The sequence below is a fragment of the Gluconobacter albidus genome (genome assembly GCF_002005485.1).
Taxonomy (GTDB): Bacteria; Pseudomonadota; Alphaproteobacteria; order Acetobacterales; family Acetobacteraceae; genus Gluconobacter; species Gluconobacter albidus.
On record NZ_CP014689.1, the window covers coordinates 2627720 to 2641472 of the forward strand.

A 13753-nucleotide genomic window follows, 5' to 3' on the forward strand; every position below is an offset into this window, starting at 1 on the left:
TGAAACGGCAAAAAGCCTCATCCTTCCGGGGATGGGGCTTTTTTCTTGTCTGCATCACATAAAAAAAGCCCCCGAATGCCTGAGCATCCGGGGGCTTTTTACATCCGCGAACCGAAATCCGCCCTGAACTCAGAACGGGATTTCATCGTCCAGGTCGTTGTCCGGCGGGGCGTCCCAGCCACCGTTGCTGCCACCCGAACGACCGCCGCCGGAAGCCCCGCCGGCATTTCCACGGGAACCGCCGCCAAAGCCGCCGCCCGAACCGCCAGCGGAGCCGCCACGGCTTCCTCCCCCGAAGCCACCACCATTGCCGCCGCCGTTGCCACCGCCATAGCCGCCACCGTTGTCAAAACCGCCATCATCGCCACCACCGCTGCGATTGCTGTCGATCAGCACCAGATCGCCCCGGAAGCGGTCGATCACGACTTCGGTCGTATATTTCTCCTGGCCGGCCTGGTCGGTCCATTTGCGGGTGCGAAGTTCGCCCTCGATATAGACCTTGCGCCCCTTGCGCAGGAACCGCTCGGCAACATCAGCCGTCCGTTCGTTGAAGATCACCACGCGATGCCACTCGGTGCGCTCCTTGCGCTCGCCGGACTGACGATCGTTCCAGGTGTCTGACGTCGCAACGGTCAGGTTGACGATCTTAGACCCCGACTGCGTGTTGCGGACTTCCGGGTCCTTGCCCAGATTCCCGACCAGAATCACCTTGTTGACGCTGCCTGCCATTCCCGTCCCAACCAATTTTCTCGAATTGTTCTTTTCATACGTGCGTAAGTTCCCATCTAATGGGGAACAATCCAACGCCATTCAAGCGCGTTCGATCTCACAACTGCCTTTTCTCCACATTCCGGGGTCTCCGTGAGCTTTCCAGACAATCATTCGATCCGCGTCCGTGGGGCCCGCGCCCATAATCTCAAGAACATCGACGCCACGATCCCGCGGGATTCCCTGACGATCATCACGGGCCTCTCAGGCTCCGGAAAATCCTCGCTGGCTTTCGACACGATCTATGCAGAAGGCCAGCGACGCTATGTGGAGAGCCTGTCCGCCTATGCCCGCCAGTTCCTTGAACTGATGGGCAAGCCGGATGTGGACTCCATCGAAGGCCTCTCCCCGGCCATCTCGATCGAACAGAAAACCACGTCCAAGAACCCGCGCTCGACCGTGGGCACGATCACGGAAATTCACGACTACATGCGCCTGCTCTGGGCGCGCGTGGGCATCCCCTATTCCCCCGCGACCGGCCTGCCGATCGAGGCGCAGACCGTCAGCCAGATGGTTGACCGCATCATGGCCATGCCCGACGGCATGCGCCTGATGCTGCTGGCCCCCGTCGTGCGGGACCGCAAGGGCGACTGCAAGCGCGAACTCGCCGAACTGACGCGCAAGGGCTTCACCCGCGTGAAGATCGACGGCGAACTGTACGAAATCGCCGAGGCCCCTGAGCTGAACCGCAAGACGCGCCACACAGTCGAAGTCGTCGTGGACCGGATTGTCGTCAAGGAAGGTCTCGAATCCCGCCTCGCCGACAGCTTCGAGACCGCCCTCGAACTCTCGGACGGCCTGGCCTATGCCGAGGAAGTCAAACGTGCAGGCGAGAAGGAAGCCCCGGCGCATGTCGTCTTCTCGTCTCGCTTCGCCTGCCCCGTCTCCGGCTTCACAATCGAGGAGATCGAGCCGCGCCTGTTCTCCTTCAACGCCCCGATGGGCGCCTGCCCGGTTTGTGACGGTATCGGCACCGAAACCCATTTTGACGAAAACCTGATTGTCCCGGATGACAGCCTGACGCTGACCGAAGGCGCCATCGCCCCCTGGAAGGGTGCGAGCACGGACTGGTATGACCAGACGCTCGCCGCCCTCGCCCGCCATTGCGGCGATGACATGCACACGCCCTGGTCCGACCTCCAGCCCGCTACGCGTGACCTCATCATCAACGGTTCGAAAGAGCCGATCGACATTCCCTATACCGATGGCGGGAAGGTCCATATCGTCACCAAACCGTTCGAAGGCGTGCTAAAGAACCTGCGCCGCCGCATGGCCCAGACGGACAGCATGTGGGTGCGCGAAGAACTGTCGCGCTATCAGTCCGAAAAACCCTGCCATGCCTGCCACGGCGCGCGCCTCAAACCCGAGGCGCTGTGCGTGAAGGTCAAGGACCTCAACATCGCCGAAGCCTCGGACATGCCGATCCGCAAGGCGCTCGACTGGTTCTCCACCGTTGAAGCGACCCTCACGCCGCAGCGCGCCGAAATCGCCCGTCGTATCCTGCGCGAAATCACCGACCGCCTGCACTTCCTCGACGATGTCGGGCTGGACTACCTCACCCTCTCGCGCGGCTCCGCAACCCTGTCGGGTGGTGAAAGCCAGCGCATCCGTCTGGCATCGCAGATCGGTTCAGGCCTGACGGGCGTTCTGTATGTGCTGGACGAACCTTCCATCGGCCTGCACCAGCGCGACAACGAACGCCTGCTCGGCACGCTCGAACGCCTCAAGCGCCTCGGCAACACCGTCATCGTCGTCGAACATGACGAAGACGCCATCCGCGCCGCCGATTACCTGATCGACATGGGACCGGGCGCGGGCAAGCTCGGCGGCGAAGTCATTGCCGTCGGCACCCCGGCCGAGGTCGCCAAAAACCCCAACAGCATCACCGGTGCCTATCTGTCAGGCCGCAAGGTCATCCCCGTTCCGACCGAGCGCCGCAAGCCCAGCGGCATGCTCACCCTGCACGGCGCACGCGGGAACAACCTCAAGGATCTGACGATCGATTTCCCGCTCGGCACCTTCATCGCCGTCACGGGTGTTTCGGGTGGCGGCAAATCCACGCTGGTCATCGACACGCTGTATAAGGCGCTGTCCCGCCAGCTCATGAAATCGAGCCAGACGCCGCTCCCCTATGACCGTCTGGAAGGCGTGGACAATCTCGACAAGATCATCGAGATCGACCAGTCCCCGATCGGCCGGACCCCGCGCTCCAACCCCGCAACCTATACGGACCTGTTCGCCCCGATCCGCGACTGGTTCGCCGAACTCCCCGAGTCCAAGGCACGCGGCTACAAACCCGGCCGCTTCTCCTTCAACGTGAAGGGCGGTCGCTGCGAAGCCTGTCAGGGCGACGGTGTTCTCAAAATCGAGATGCACTTCCTGCCGGACGTGTACGTGACCTGCGACACCTGCAAAGGCGCGCGCTACAACCGCGAAACGCTGGAAGTGAAGTTCCGCGGAAAATCCATCGCCGACGTGCTGGCCATGACCGTGGACGAGGCCCTGCCGTTCTTTCAGGCTGCCCCGAAGATCCGCGACCGTCTCGCCATCCTGCAACAGGTGGGGCTGGGCTATGTCGCCCTCGGCCAGCAGGCCACAACGCTTTCGGGCGGTGAGGCCCAGCGCGTCAAGCTGTCAAAGGAACTGGCCAAACGCGCCACCGGCCGCACGGTCTATATCCTTGATGAACCCACAACCGGCCTGCACACCGAAGACGTCCGCAAGCTGCTTGAAGTGCTGCACACCCTCGTCGATCAGGGCAACACGGTTCTGGTGATCGAGCACAATCTGGAAGTCATCAAGACAGCCGACTGGCTGATTGATATCGGCCCCGAAGGCGGAGACGGCGGCGGTCAGGTCGTCGCAGCCGGAACGCCGGAAGACATCGCTGCCTGCAAAACCAGCCATACCGGCCGCTTCCTCGCCCCGCTTCTGGACGCACCGGGCGCAAGACAGCCGCGCAAAGTCACGGCCACCAAGATCACACAGGCCATGCTCGCCGCCAGCCTGCCGCCCCCAAAAGCCGAACGCACAGCCGCGAAAAAGGCAAAGGCTGCCAAGGACAAGGCCGCAGAAAAAGCCGACACCGAAAAGAAAACCAGAGGCCGCCCCGCGGGGTCACGCAACAAGACCAAAGCCTGAACCCGGTCGGCTCGCCTGACTCAGGCATCGTCACCGGCGATGATGATGCTTGGGTTGGCACGACAGGAGGTTGATAGTTGCCGTATCGTCAAAACGGTCCGGGTGTTCTGTCAGAGGTAAGGAGATGACATCGCTGATCCGATGATCGGCATAGACGAACTTCCAATAATGAAACCGGGCATCAAACCAAGGATTGTCATCAAACATCTCGTCCCATTCCAGCAGGTCACGCCGCAATGGCGATCCGACGCCGTTGCTCTGTGTCCAGACCGCCGACTTGCAGATCGAGGCACGCTCGACGCGCACGATCAGCCGCCCGTTGAGCGATGCCTTTCCATCAAGCTCCTCGTTGAGCACAATGTTGAGGTTATGGGTCAACTCCTCCAACGTTTCCGGCCTGGCGCCCGCGAATGCAGTGCCGCTGATAAAGACGGTAAAAATCAGGCTGAGAACAACGCGGATCATTGAAATTGTCCTTTCGGAAATAGCATGGCCTCGGCTTGCCGTTGCTTGAACAGGCCGTCCAAGAAATTGCCTTTCGAACGCGCGTGCTTGTCGCAGCCAAGGACAAGGCAGCTGAAAAAGCTCCCGAAAAGAAGCCCGGAGGTCGCCCCGCCGGGTCACGCAACAAGACAAAAGCTTGACCCCAGTCGTGTCCTGAAGAGTCAGCCCCTCTTCAGGACACAAATCCCAGAACATAAGCCACCCCAAACGCGCCCAGAACCGTGCCATTGAACAGGGCATGGCACAGAGCTGTCGTCCAGAATGGACTGATCCCCGCATTCTTCTCGGCGGTCAGAAAACAGAAATAGAAACAGCTTCCGCCCACCACTCCGGTACAGATCGCGGTCAGGGCACTTCGTCCCAGATCGCCGCCATAATGCGCGTAAGTAAATGGTCCCACACAGGCGAGCCACGCCACAAACGGCGTCACAGACCGCTGCCCCAGCACCTTCCGCACCACGACGATTGGCAACCAGAAGTACAGAAACGTTTCCACAATGGGCGCAGCCACAACGGCCTCCACGGCCAGAACGACAGCTCCGTACTTCCATGTTGCGGTGGTTCCTCCGAACCCCGCTGCATTAATCAGAAGATGCAGAGGGATGGCGATCAGGGCATTGATCAGCGCATAACGCCCCGCAATCCGGAACATCTGCCAGGCCCCACCTGGCTCCTGCGGAACGCCCTCAGGAACCAACATGACCGCCGTCATTTCTGGCGAACACCCAGATGCCCGGCCCGCCGCGCCTGAGCCAGCGCTTCCTGCCGCTCACGCTCGGCATAACGGTGGCGCTGCTCTTCCGTGCGTTCGTTATGGCAATGCGGGCACGACACACCCTGCACGAACAGAGGCGAGGCTTTGTCATGCGCATTCAGTGGCCGACGGCAGGCATGGCAGACATCATGTGTCCCGATCTCCAGCCCATGCTTCACCGACACACGCTGGTCAAACACGAAACACTCGCCTTCCCACAGGCTCTCTTCCTCAGGCACGGTCTCCAGATATTTCAGAATACCGCCCTTGAGATGATAGACCTCGTCCACACCCTCCGCCCGCGCAAAGGACGTTGATTTTTCACAGCGGATGCCGCCTGTGCAGAACATCGCAATCTTCGGCAGACGGCCTTCCGCTTCCAGTTCCTGCCGCCGTTTGCGAAACCATTCAGGAAATTCGCGGAAGGATTTCGTTTTGGGGTCTTCCGCGCCTTTGAACGTCCCGATCGCCACTTCATAATCGTTGCGCGTATCAATCAGGATCGTATCGGGATCGGAAATCAGCGCGTTCCAGTCTTCTGGCGCCACATACCGCCCCACGCCCTGAAGCGGGTCGATATCCGGCTCGCCCATCGTGACGATTTCCTTTTTCAGCCGCACCTTCATGCGGCGGAACGGCAGTTCAGGCGCGCGGGAATCCTTGCTTTCCAGGTCCGCACAGCCCGGAAGCGCACGGATATGCGCCATCACGCGCTCCATACCCTCATCCGTGCCAGCAATCGTGCCGTTAATCCCTTCGCGCGCCAGAAGCAGAATCCCCCTGATCCCCTCACGCTCGCACAATTCCAGCAGCGGCTCCCGCAATGCGGCAGGGTCGGCGAATGGCGTGAAATGATACAGCGCGACAATACGCATCGGCTCGAAACTATCGGACATGGGGCAGGGATCCGGCGACCGGGACCGCAGACACAGCCGCGATCGGATGAAAGAGACAGTCCCGGAAATATCAGGGCCAAAGCCGGGATACCAGCCCGAAAGGCCGCATGGACAGGCTGCTGCCCGGATGGCAGACAGGGGACCTCCCGAACGGCCAAAGCAGACCGATGAAGATACCCGATGCCCTGCATCAGAGCCTCACGCTTCTGAAGACCCATGCCTTTGTGCTCGGGATAAGCCTCTCACTTCTTCTGACGCTGGCCATCTGCCATGCCTGGACGGCACACAGAACCTTCAGTCCGGACAGTTTCACCTCCGCAGACGCCTCCTCCATGAAAGCCCGCGTGGAGACCTGTCACATCACCCCGAAATTCATCTCCGTGTCCGGCTGGATGCTGTCAGATCTCTGGCCCGGCCCCAAAGCCTCTTTTGTCCTCACGGCCGGAGAAGGAGCGCAGGAAGTGTCCATTCCCTACAGGCTTCAGGAGCGACCCGATATCGCACACGCCACCCATACGGACGGCAATGCGTTTCACAACCGATACGGCTTCACCGCCATGGCCCGCATTCCGGCCGGGATAACGCCACATATCCATCTGAACATCATCGCAGGACACACGCTCTACAGGATGTCGCATGTCTGCCGCTCTTAAAACGACGCTCCTGCGCAACGGCGCCTTCATCGCCTTCCTCCTGATCGCGACTTTCTGGATCGACGCCCACATCAACCGGTCGATTTTCATCGACAACGACATGTTCCGCCATGCCCTCGATCACCGGAGCCTGCTGTCTTTCCTGCACATGCGCTACATGACATGGTCCGGCCGGGTCGTCATCGAGGCCGCACTGGCTGAAACCATCCGCTATGCGCTCTTCTGGAAACTCCTCATCCCGTTCTGCGCGGTTCTTCTGGCCTATGCCATCTGGTCCTGCACCCTGCGGTCATCCCTGAAACCCGCTTTCGGAATCCCGCTCGTCATGGGGCTCTTCCTGCTCCTCCCGCACGAGGTCACGGAAGAGTCCGTTTACTGGCTCTCAGGCTTCTACAATTACCTGCTCCCGGTCTCCTTTGCCTTTTTCTCGATCAGCGTGTTCCTGCGGCAGAACGAGGCTGGAAACACGATGCGTTTCCTGTCGCTTGCAGCCCTGCCCATCGGCTGTTCGATCGAACAGTCCTCCCTGCTCCTGCTGTTCTGCACAGTTATTTCCACAGCTCTGTCCGCCTTGGGCAGCCGAAGGGTTTCTCTTTACAGCGCCCTCTACCTGACGCTCGCCGCAATCCTCTCGGCCATCGTCCTCGCCGCCCCCGGAAACGGGCGCCGCTATGTCGCGGAAATCGGCAACTGGCTGCCAGAATTCCCCCAATACGACACCCTTCAAAAACTCTCCCTCGCCCTCGACCGCATCCACCGCACCAGCATCAGCCCGGACAACCACATCCTTCTCGCAGCCCTCGGGCTGTCCCTCTGCTTTCTGGCGTTCGTCAAACAGAACCGGGGCTTTCAGGATATGGCCGCCATGGGCGTGATGCTGCAGGGTCTCCTGCTCATGCTTCCCACACACCTGCTCGGGGCCCTGCGCTGCGACCGGTTCCTCTATGATCTGAACTGGGTCTCTCTCAACACCTATGTCGCGTTTTTCCTCACGCTGTGCCTGTTCGTCTCGATCCTGTGGTGCGCCCTGTCCCTGAAAAACACCGCAACCCTCCTCTCCTTCCTGACCGGAGGGCTCATCATCACGATCCTGACGGGCCTGTCCCCCACAATCTACGCTTCCAGCCATCGCATCCTCTTCGTGCTGGACCTGACGCTGCTCCTCTATACCTGCGGCCTGATCCATACCCTTCTGACGCAGACACGGGCGCGTTCCCTGCGATAAAGTATTTCCCATGACCCAGAGCAGCACTTCCCACGCCAGTTCCCACACCATTTCCCACCTGGCCATCCGCGGCCCCTTTCTGACCTTCCATGCCGATCCCTTCACCACCGATCCCATGGATGCCCTGCATCACGAGCCCGATGGCCTGATCCTGACTGAAAACGGCCGCATCACCGCCGCCGGTCCCTGGGACAGCCTGCGCGACACCATCCCCCCCGGAACGCCCCTCGACCACTACCCCGACATGCTGATTTCCGCCGGCATGATCGACACCCATGTCCATTACCCGCAGCTCCCGGTCATCGCCTCCTATGGCGAACAGCTTTTGCAATGGCTGGAAAACTACGTCTTCCCCGCCGAAGCCCGCTACGCCGACATCACCTATGCCCGCACTGTTGCCCGGCAGTTCCTGAACGAGCTTCTGCGCGTCGGCACCACGACGGCCGCCGTGTACTGCACGGTCCACCCCCAGTCCGTGGATGCCTTCTTCGAGGAATCCGAGCGCCTCAATACCTGCATGATCGCAGGCAAGGTCCTGATGAACCGCAACGCCCCGGAAAATCTGCGCGACACCGCCCAGAGCGGCTACGACCAGTCCGCGGATCTCATCGCGCGGTGGCACAATCGCGGACGCCAGCTTTACGCCGTCACCCCCCGCTTCGCACCCACCAGCACCCCCGAACAGCTCGATCTCGCAGGCGCCCTTCTCGCCACAAAGCCCGACCTGTTCATGCAGACGCATCTGCTCGAAAACCGCTCCGAAATCGCCTGGGTCCGCGAACTTTTCCCCGATCGCAGCTCCTATCTGGACGTGTACGACAAGGCCGGTCTCCTGCGCCCCCGCGCCATCCTCGCCCACGCCGTCCATGCCGAAGAAGCCGATTTCCAGCGCTGTCACGACACCGGCTGCTCCATCGCGCACTGTCCCGGCTCAAACCAGTTCCTCGGCAGCGGTTCCTTTCCGCTCTTTGAAGCCCTCAAACCCGAACGCCGCGTGCGCGTCGGCATCGGCAGCGACATCGGCGCCGGGCCGTCCCTGTCGCTGCTTCAGGTCCTGTCCGACGCCTACAAGGTCGCGCAGGGGCTCCAGACGAAACTCCATCCCGCGCAGGGGCTCTGGCTCGCCACGGCGGGAGGCGCACAGTCCCTCGGCCTTCAGGACAGGATCGGCAGCATCCGGCCCGGTCTCTACGCCGATCTCTGCGTCTTCGATCCCGCCGCCACGCCTCTGGGGCGGATCCGCGCGCAGACAGCCGAAACCCTCGCCGACCGCCTGTTCGCCCTCACCATGCTGGGCGACGACCGCAGCATCGCCGCAACCTATGTCGCCGGGGAACTCCGTCACCAGCGCAGCGCACCCTGATACCAGGGGTGCACACAGCGCGAAAACAGCCATGCCATCTTTTGACACTGAATTTTTTCAAAATTGCGGGGCCATCTTAATTATTTGTCAGTATTTCCACAGTCATACTGACGGCAGTATTTAACCTGCGAGAATACTCCTGGCTCACCCTCGGGCTCGCGACCTAAAAGCAGGACCCATGCACCGTTCTTCTTCCTCCGCGCAGGCTTTCCGTTCCCTGATGTCCCTGACCGCGGTCCTGTCCCTCACCCCCCTCATCCCCGCGCACAAAGCACATGCCGCAGACGACACTGCCAATGCTCCGCAGGTCACCCTGGGCAATGACGGCAACAGCAAGTCCATGTTCCGCACGCTCTTCGACGGACAGCGCGCCATCGGCACCGGCGGCATGACGTCTCTTGAAGGCTCAAGCGGCGGCGGCCTCGCAAGCTGGGCCACCATCAGCGGCTATGGCAGCGACAAGAGCGCAGGCATGGCCTTTCACTACAGCTATGTGAACCTCACCAATTACTGGGACCAGAACGTCGGTGCCTCGATCGGTCTTTTCGACCGCGTCGAGCTTTCCTACACCCATAATTTCTTCCAGACCCGTGCCACAGGGGCCAAACTCGGCATCGGCAACGGCTACCAGTTCGACCTCGACGTCGCAGGCGCAAAGATCCGTCTTTTCGGCCATGTCGCTGACAATACCCTGATCCCGCAGGTCGCCATCGGCGCCATGTACAAGCATGACAGCGACGGCCGCATCATCCACATGGTCGGCTCAAAACACACCGATGGCGCAGACGCCTATCTCGCCGTCACCAAGCTGTTTCCGAAAATGGGTATCCTGATCGACACCACCGTCCGCTTCACCAAGGCCAACCAGTGGGGCATCATCGGCTTCGGCGGCGACCTCGACAACAGCTACCACCCACAGTTCGAAGGCTCTCTTGGCTATCTGCCGCCCTTCCTGCCCGGCCTCATCGTCGGCGTGGAATACCGCACCAAGCCCCGTAACCAGCGCTTCACCGACGAAAGCAACTGGTTTGACGTCTACACCAGCTATTTCATCAACAAGCACCTGAACATCACGCTCGCCTACGTGTCACTTGGCACGATCGCAACGTTCAAAAACCAGACGGGCTTTTATTTTTCTGCCCAGACCGGTTTCTGACTGGGCGTTCCGGGCGCTGCCCGGACCCGGCAGGGATCTCGATCCCTGCACCCTGATTACATGAAACGGTGTCCAGAGGCCCCCGGCCTTTGGCGGGTTTCAGGGCAGAGCCCTGAGCCTCACCCTTCCCTAATACGCTCGTCAATCAGCGCTTCACGCGGAACATCCGTCGCATGCGTTGCCTCATGAATCGTCCGCTTCACATTGAAAATCAGATGCAGTGAAATCGCCGACAGCGATCCAAGCGTAATCCCGCTTCCAAAGACGATCTTCGCCCACATCGGAAACGTATCAGAGATATGCGGCTGCGCTGTCGCGAGCATACTCAGCCCGATGCTGGTCCCCACGATAATCACATTGCTCTGCCGGTTGAAATCAACCCGCGAGAGCGTCTGCACACCGACCACAGCCACGGTTGCAAACATCGCCAGCGCCGCCCCACCCAAAACCGGAAGCGGCACCGCAGCCACCAGCGCACCCAGACGCGGCAGACAGCCCAGCAGCATCATGATGACCGCCGCCGCCGCCACGACCCAGCGGCTTTTCACCGCCGTCATCCGCACCAGCCCGACATTTTCGGCAAAGCACGTATAGGGAAACGAGTTGAGCACGCCACCAAGCATGGTCGCGATTCCATCAGCCCGAAGCGTGCGCGCGATGTCTTCGGACGTGATCGGCTTGTCAACGATTTCACCCGTCGCATAGACGTTGCCGATCGTCTCGATCATGGAAATCGTCATGACGATCACCATCGACAGGATCGAGACCGGATGAAACGTCGGCATCCCGAAATAGAAGGGATGCGTGATGGACAGAAGCGGCGCGGACGACACCTCCCCGAAATTCGCATCGCCCAGTATCCAGGCCACCAGCGTTCCCAGAACCAGTCCGATCAGCACGGCAATCGTGGCAATAAACCCGCGAAACAGCCGCTGGATCACCAGAATGGACGCCAGCGTACCCAGCCCGTACCAGATGCTCCGCAACGGAACATGGTCCTGCATCACGGACGGACTGGCCCCCGAGACAATATCATTCGCCGCCACCGGCAACAGCGCCAGACCGATGATGAGAATGATGGACCCCGTCACGACGGGCGGGAAAAACCGCACCAGCCCGGCGAAATGCCGCGCCATCAGCAACGTCACGAACCCCGCCACGATGACCGACCCGTAAATGGACAACAGCCCCGGCGTCCCGCCGCCCACGGCAGAGCCAATGGCAATCATCGGCCCCACGGCAGTAAACGTCACACCCTGCAACAGCGGCAGCCGAACCCCGACCGGGCCAAACCCCACCGCCTGAAGCAGCGACGCAATCCCGCAGGTGAACAGATCCGCGTCAATCAGATGGATCAGCGTCTCGCGCGGCAGATGCAGCGCCCCCGCCACAAGGATCGGGACAATGACCGCCGCCGAATAGAACGCCAGCACATGCTGCAACCCATAGGCCCCAAGCCGCCAGACCGGCAGTTTCTCGTCAACGGGATGCAGACCGGTCATCGCGGCATTCTCGGCAGTCATGAAAAGCCCTCAGCTTCCGCGATAGGTGGAATATCCGAACGGCGCCGCCAGCAGCGGCACATGTGCATGTGTTTCCGCCGCCAGCCCGAACACGATCGGCACCACATCCAGAAACGGCGGATCGGACAGAACCTGCCCCCCTTTTCGGAAATAATCGCCAATCCGGAATTCCAGACAATACGTCCCTTTCGAAACTGCAACATCCCGCAGTTCCGGGCAACGCCCGTCCGCATTCGTCTGGCCTTCGAACAGCACCCGATCCCCCTGCAACAGGCGCAGGCTCACACCCGCGGCAGGCTTCCCGGACACCGTATCGAGAACATGCGTGGACAGAGAACTCATGCCGTCACCAGATCTTTCAGACGAAGCCCTGCAATCGCATCAATCTGCGTCAGCGCCTCGGTCAGTTCCTGTTCGGGAGTGCCAGCCAGACGGCGCTCCATTTCATCCATAATCACGGTTTTCGCAGCTTTTCCGGGTGCCGCAACCTTGCGCACGCAGATCACGAACGGCATGGAAAACCGCGCGCGATACGCGTCATTCAGCCTCCGGAACCGCTCATATTCCGCAGGCGTCAGACGATCCAGCCCGGCCGAAGCCTGTTCAGAGGCTGAATGTTCCGTCAGATCCGGATCAATCCCGGCGCGATGTCCAAGCTCTGGATGCGCCCGTACCAGCGCAAGCTGTGCTTCCGCGCCCGCAGAGCGCACAACCTGCGCAAACGCGGACAGCATCGCATCCACATCCGCAAAAGGCCGCGCCTTCAACGCCCCTGCCGCCACCCAGGGCGAATGTTCGTAAAGGCCGCCGAACTGCGCCACAAACGCCTCATCCGACAGCGCATTGACGTCCGAAATCTTCATGCCGGATGCACAGACTGCCAGTGCCGCGCAATGTCCAGCCGCGTCGCCACCCACACATTTTCATGCTTGCGGATATGCTCCAGAAACTTCAGCAGCCCCAGCGCCCGCGCCGGCTTGCCCGCCAGACGGCAATGCAGCCCGATCGACATCATCCTCCCGCCTTCGCGGTACAGCATGTCAAACGCATCACGCAGATAGGTGAAGAACTGCTCGCCTTCCGTAAAGCCGTTAAGCGCCGCGAACTTCATATCATTCGCATCGAGCGTGTAGGGCACGATCAACTGCGCCCGGCCGTGGGTCCGGTCATAATACGGCAGGTCATCCGCATAGGAATCGGCGTCGTAAACAAACCCGCCTTCCTCCGCGACCAGACGCGCCGTGTTCGGGCTCGTGCGCCCCTGATACCAGCCCAGCGGCCGCTCCCCCGTCACTTCAGTGTGGAGCGCAATCGCCTCGCGGATATGCGCCCGCTCCACGTCTTCAGGGAAATCCTGATAATCAATCCAGCGCAGACCGTGGGACGCAATTTCCCAGCCGCTCTCCTTCATGGCCGCCACCGCATCCGGATTACGGGCCAGCGCCTTCGCCACACCAAACACCGTCACCGGCATCCCGGCATCATCGAACAGACGCCGCAGCCGCCAGAACCCGGCCCGGCTGCCATATTCGTACAGGCTCTCCATCTGCGCACAGCGCGCCCCGATAATGGATTTCGTTCCCACCATTTCGGACAGGAACGCTTCCGATCCCGCATCCCCATGCAGCACCGAATTCTCCGCCCCTTCCTCGTAATTGATGACGAACTGCACGGCGATACGCGCGCCATTCGGCCATTTCGGATCAGGCGGCGTGCGGCCATAGCCGATCATGTCCCGCGGGTAGCTGTCCTGCGTCATGGGCGTTTCCC

The 13753-nt window shown here is 61.1% G+C and carries 13 protein-coding genes; 5 read left to right on the plus strand and 8 right to left on the minus strand.

Going from position 1 to position 13753, the window contains the following annotated elements:
• Window positions 1–129 precede the first annotated feature (129 nt).
• On the minus strand, window positions 130–729 hold the full coding sequence (ssb, locus tag A0U94_RS12025; protein ID WP_077803492.1) for a single-stranded DNA-binding protein: 600 nt from the start codon (window positions 727–729) through the stop codon (window positions 130–132).
• A 132-nt stretch (window positions 730–861) separates the two neighbouring features.
• Here ssb and uvrA point away from each other — a divergent pair, with 132 nt between their 5' ends.
• Window positions 862–3909 (plus strand): excinuclease ABC subunit UvrA, encoded by a 3048-nt coding sequence (gene uvrA / locus A0U94_RS12030; protein WP_077803493.1) that lies wholly within the window; start codon window positions 862–864, stop codon window positions 3907–3909.
• A gap of 30 nt (window positions 3910–3939) precedes the next feature.
• Here the strand turns inward: uvrA and A0U94_RS12035 are convergent, their stop codons facing one another.
• From A0U94_RS12035 to trhO, 3 genes are all read right to left on the minus strand, one after another.
• Window positions 3940–4374, minus strand: coding sequence for a hypothetical protein (locus tag A0U94_RS12035; RefSeq protein ID WP_077803494.1), 435 nt, complete (start codon window positions 4372–4374; stop codon window positions 3940–3942).
• Window positions 4375–4585: 211 nt separating this feature from the next.
• Window positions 4586–5113 carry a hypothetical protein gene (locus A0U94_RS12040; RefSeq protein WP_077803963.1) on the minus strand — a complete coding sequence of 176 codons (528 nt, stop codon included), beginning with the start codon at window positions 5111–5113 and terminating at the stop codon, window positions 4586–4588.
• A gap of 8 nt (window positions 5114–5121) precedes the next feature.
• Window positions 5122–6063, minus strand: coding sequence for an oxygen-dependent tRNA uridine(34) hydroxylase TrhO (gene trhO / locus A0U94_RS12045; protein WP_077803495.1), 942 nt, complete (start codon window positions 6061–6063; stop codon window positions 5122–5124).
• A gap of 167 nt (window positions 6064–6230) precedes the next feature.
• Between trhO and A0U94_RS12050 the strand changes: the two genes are divergently transcribed.
• The 4 genes from A0U94_RS12050 (at window position 6231) to A0U94_RS12065 (ending at window position 10460) form a co-directional block, all read left to right on the plus strand.
• Window positions 6231–6716, plus strand: coding sequence for a hypothetical protein (locus A0U94_RS12050; RefSeq protein WP_149026766.1), 486 nt, complete (start codon window positions 6231–6233; stop codon window positions 6714–6716).
• Window positions 6700–7941, plus strand: coding sequence for a DUF6056 family protein (locus A0U94_RS12055; RefSeq protein ID WP_077803497.1), 1242 nt, complete (start codon window positions 6700–6702; stop codon window positions 7939–7941). Before A0U94_RS12050 ends, A0U94_RS12055 begins: the two co-directional genes overlap by 17 nt.
• 10 nt (window positions 7942–7951) lie before the next feature.
• Window positions 7952–9304 (plus strand): guanine deaminase, encoded by a 1353-nt coding sequence (gene guaD, locus A0U94_RS12060; protein WP_167369383.1) that lies wholly within the window; start codon window positions 7952–7954, stop codon window positions 9302–9304.
• A 178-nt stretch (window positions 9305–9482) separates the two neighbouring features.
• Window positions 9483–10460: a DUF3034 family protein gene (locus A0U94_RS12065; RefSeq protein ID WP_077803498.1), complete on the plus strand. Its 978-nt coding sequence runs from the start codon at window positions 9483–9485 to the stop codon at window positions 10458–10460.
• A 119-nt stretch (window positions 10461–10579) separates the two neighbouring features.
• Here the strand turns inward: A0U94_RS12065 and A0U94_RS12070 are convergent, their stop codons facing one another.
• Genes A0U94_RS12070 through puuE form a run of 4 tightly spaced genes read right to left on the minus strand, consistent with a single transcriptional unit; the run spans window position 10580 to window position 13742 of the window.
• Window positions 10580–11983 (minus strand): nucleobase:cation symporter-2 family protein, encoded by a 1404-nt coding sequence (locus A0U94_RS12070; protein WP_077803499.1) that lies wholly within the window; start codon window positions 11981–11983, stop codon window positions 10580–10582.
• A gap of 9 nt (window positions 11984–11992) precedes the next feature.
• Entirely contained in the window at window positions 11993–12325 is a 333-nt protein-coding gene (uraH, locus tag A0U94_RS12075; protein WP_062107804.1) for a hydroxyisourate hydrolase, read from the minus strand.
• Window positions 12322–12846 (minus strand): 2-oxo-4-hydroxy-4-carboxy-5-ureidoimidazoline decarboxylase, encoded by a 525-nt coding sequence (uraD, locus tag A0U94_RS12080; protein ID WP_077803500.1) that lies wholly within the window; start codon window positions 12844–12846, stop codon window positions 12322–12324. Before uraD ends, uraH begins: the two co-directional genes overlap by 4 nt.
• Window positions 12843–13742, minus strand: coding sequence for an allantoinase PuuE (puuE, locus tag A0U94_RS12085; protein WP_077803501.1), 900 nt, complete (start codon window positions 13740–13742; stop codon window positions 12843–12845). The genes uraD and puuE overlap by 4 nt, the downstream gene beginning before the upstream one ends.
• Between the last annotated feature and the right edge of the window lie 11 nt (window positions 13743–13753).

What these genes read in the sequence shown, in the direction of transcription:
- A0U94_RS12065 (WP_077803498.1), top strand. Translation starts at nt 9,483, where the DNA reads ATGCACCGTTCTTCTTCCTCCGCGCAGGCTTTCCGTTCCCTGATGTCC.
- uraD (WP_077803500.1), bottom strand. Translation starts at nt 12,846, where the DNA reads ATGAAGATTTCGGACGTCAATGCGCTGTCGGATGAGGCGTTTGTGGCG.
- A0U94_RS12055 (WP_077803497.1), top strand. Translation starts at nt 6,700, where the DNA reads ATGTCTGCCGCTCTTAAAACGACGCTCCTGCGCAACGGCGCCTTCATC.
- uraH (WP_062107804.1), bottom strand. Translation starts at nt 12,325, where the DNA reads ATGAGTTCTCTGTCCACGCATGTTCTCGATACGGTGTCCGGGAAGCCT.
- guaD (WP_167369383.1), top strand. Translation starts at nt 7,952, where the DNA reads ATGACCCAGAGCAGCACTTCCCACGCCAGTTCCCACACCATTTCCCAC.
- puuE (WP_077803501.1), bottom strand. Translation starts at nt 13,742, where the DNA reads ATGACGCAGGACAGCTACCCGCGGGACATGATCGGCTATGGCCGCACG.
- trhO (WP_077803495.1), bottom strand. Translation starts at nt 6,063, where the DNA reads ATGTCCGATAGTTTCGAGCCGATGCGTATTGTCGCGCTGTATCATTTC.
- A0U94_RS12040 (WP_077803963.1), bottom strand. Translation starts at nt 5,113, where the DNA reads ATGTTGGTTCCTGAGGGCGTTCCGCAGGAGCCAGGTGGGGCCTGGCAG.
- ssb (WP_077803492.1), bottom strand. Translation starts at nt 729, where the DNA reads ATGGCAGGCAGCGTCAACAAGGTGATTCTGGTCGGGAATCTGGGCAAG.
- A0U94_RS12035 (WP_077803494.1), bottom strand. Translation starts at nt 4,374, where the DNA reads ATGATCCGCGTTGTTCTCAGCCTGATTTTTACCGTCTTTATCAGCGGC.
- A0U94_RS12050 (WP_149026766.1), top strand. Translation starts at nt 6,231, where the DNA reads ATGAAGATACCCGATGCCCTGCATCAGAGCCTCACGCTTCTGAAGACC.
- A0U94_RS12070 (WP_077803499.1), bottom strand. Translation starts at nt 11,983, where the DNA reads ATGACTGCCGAGAATGCCGCGATGACCGGTCTGCATCCCGTTGACGAG.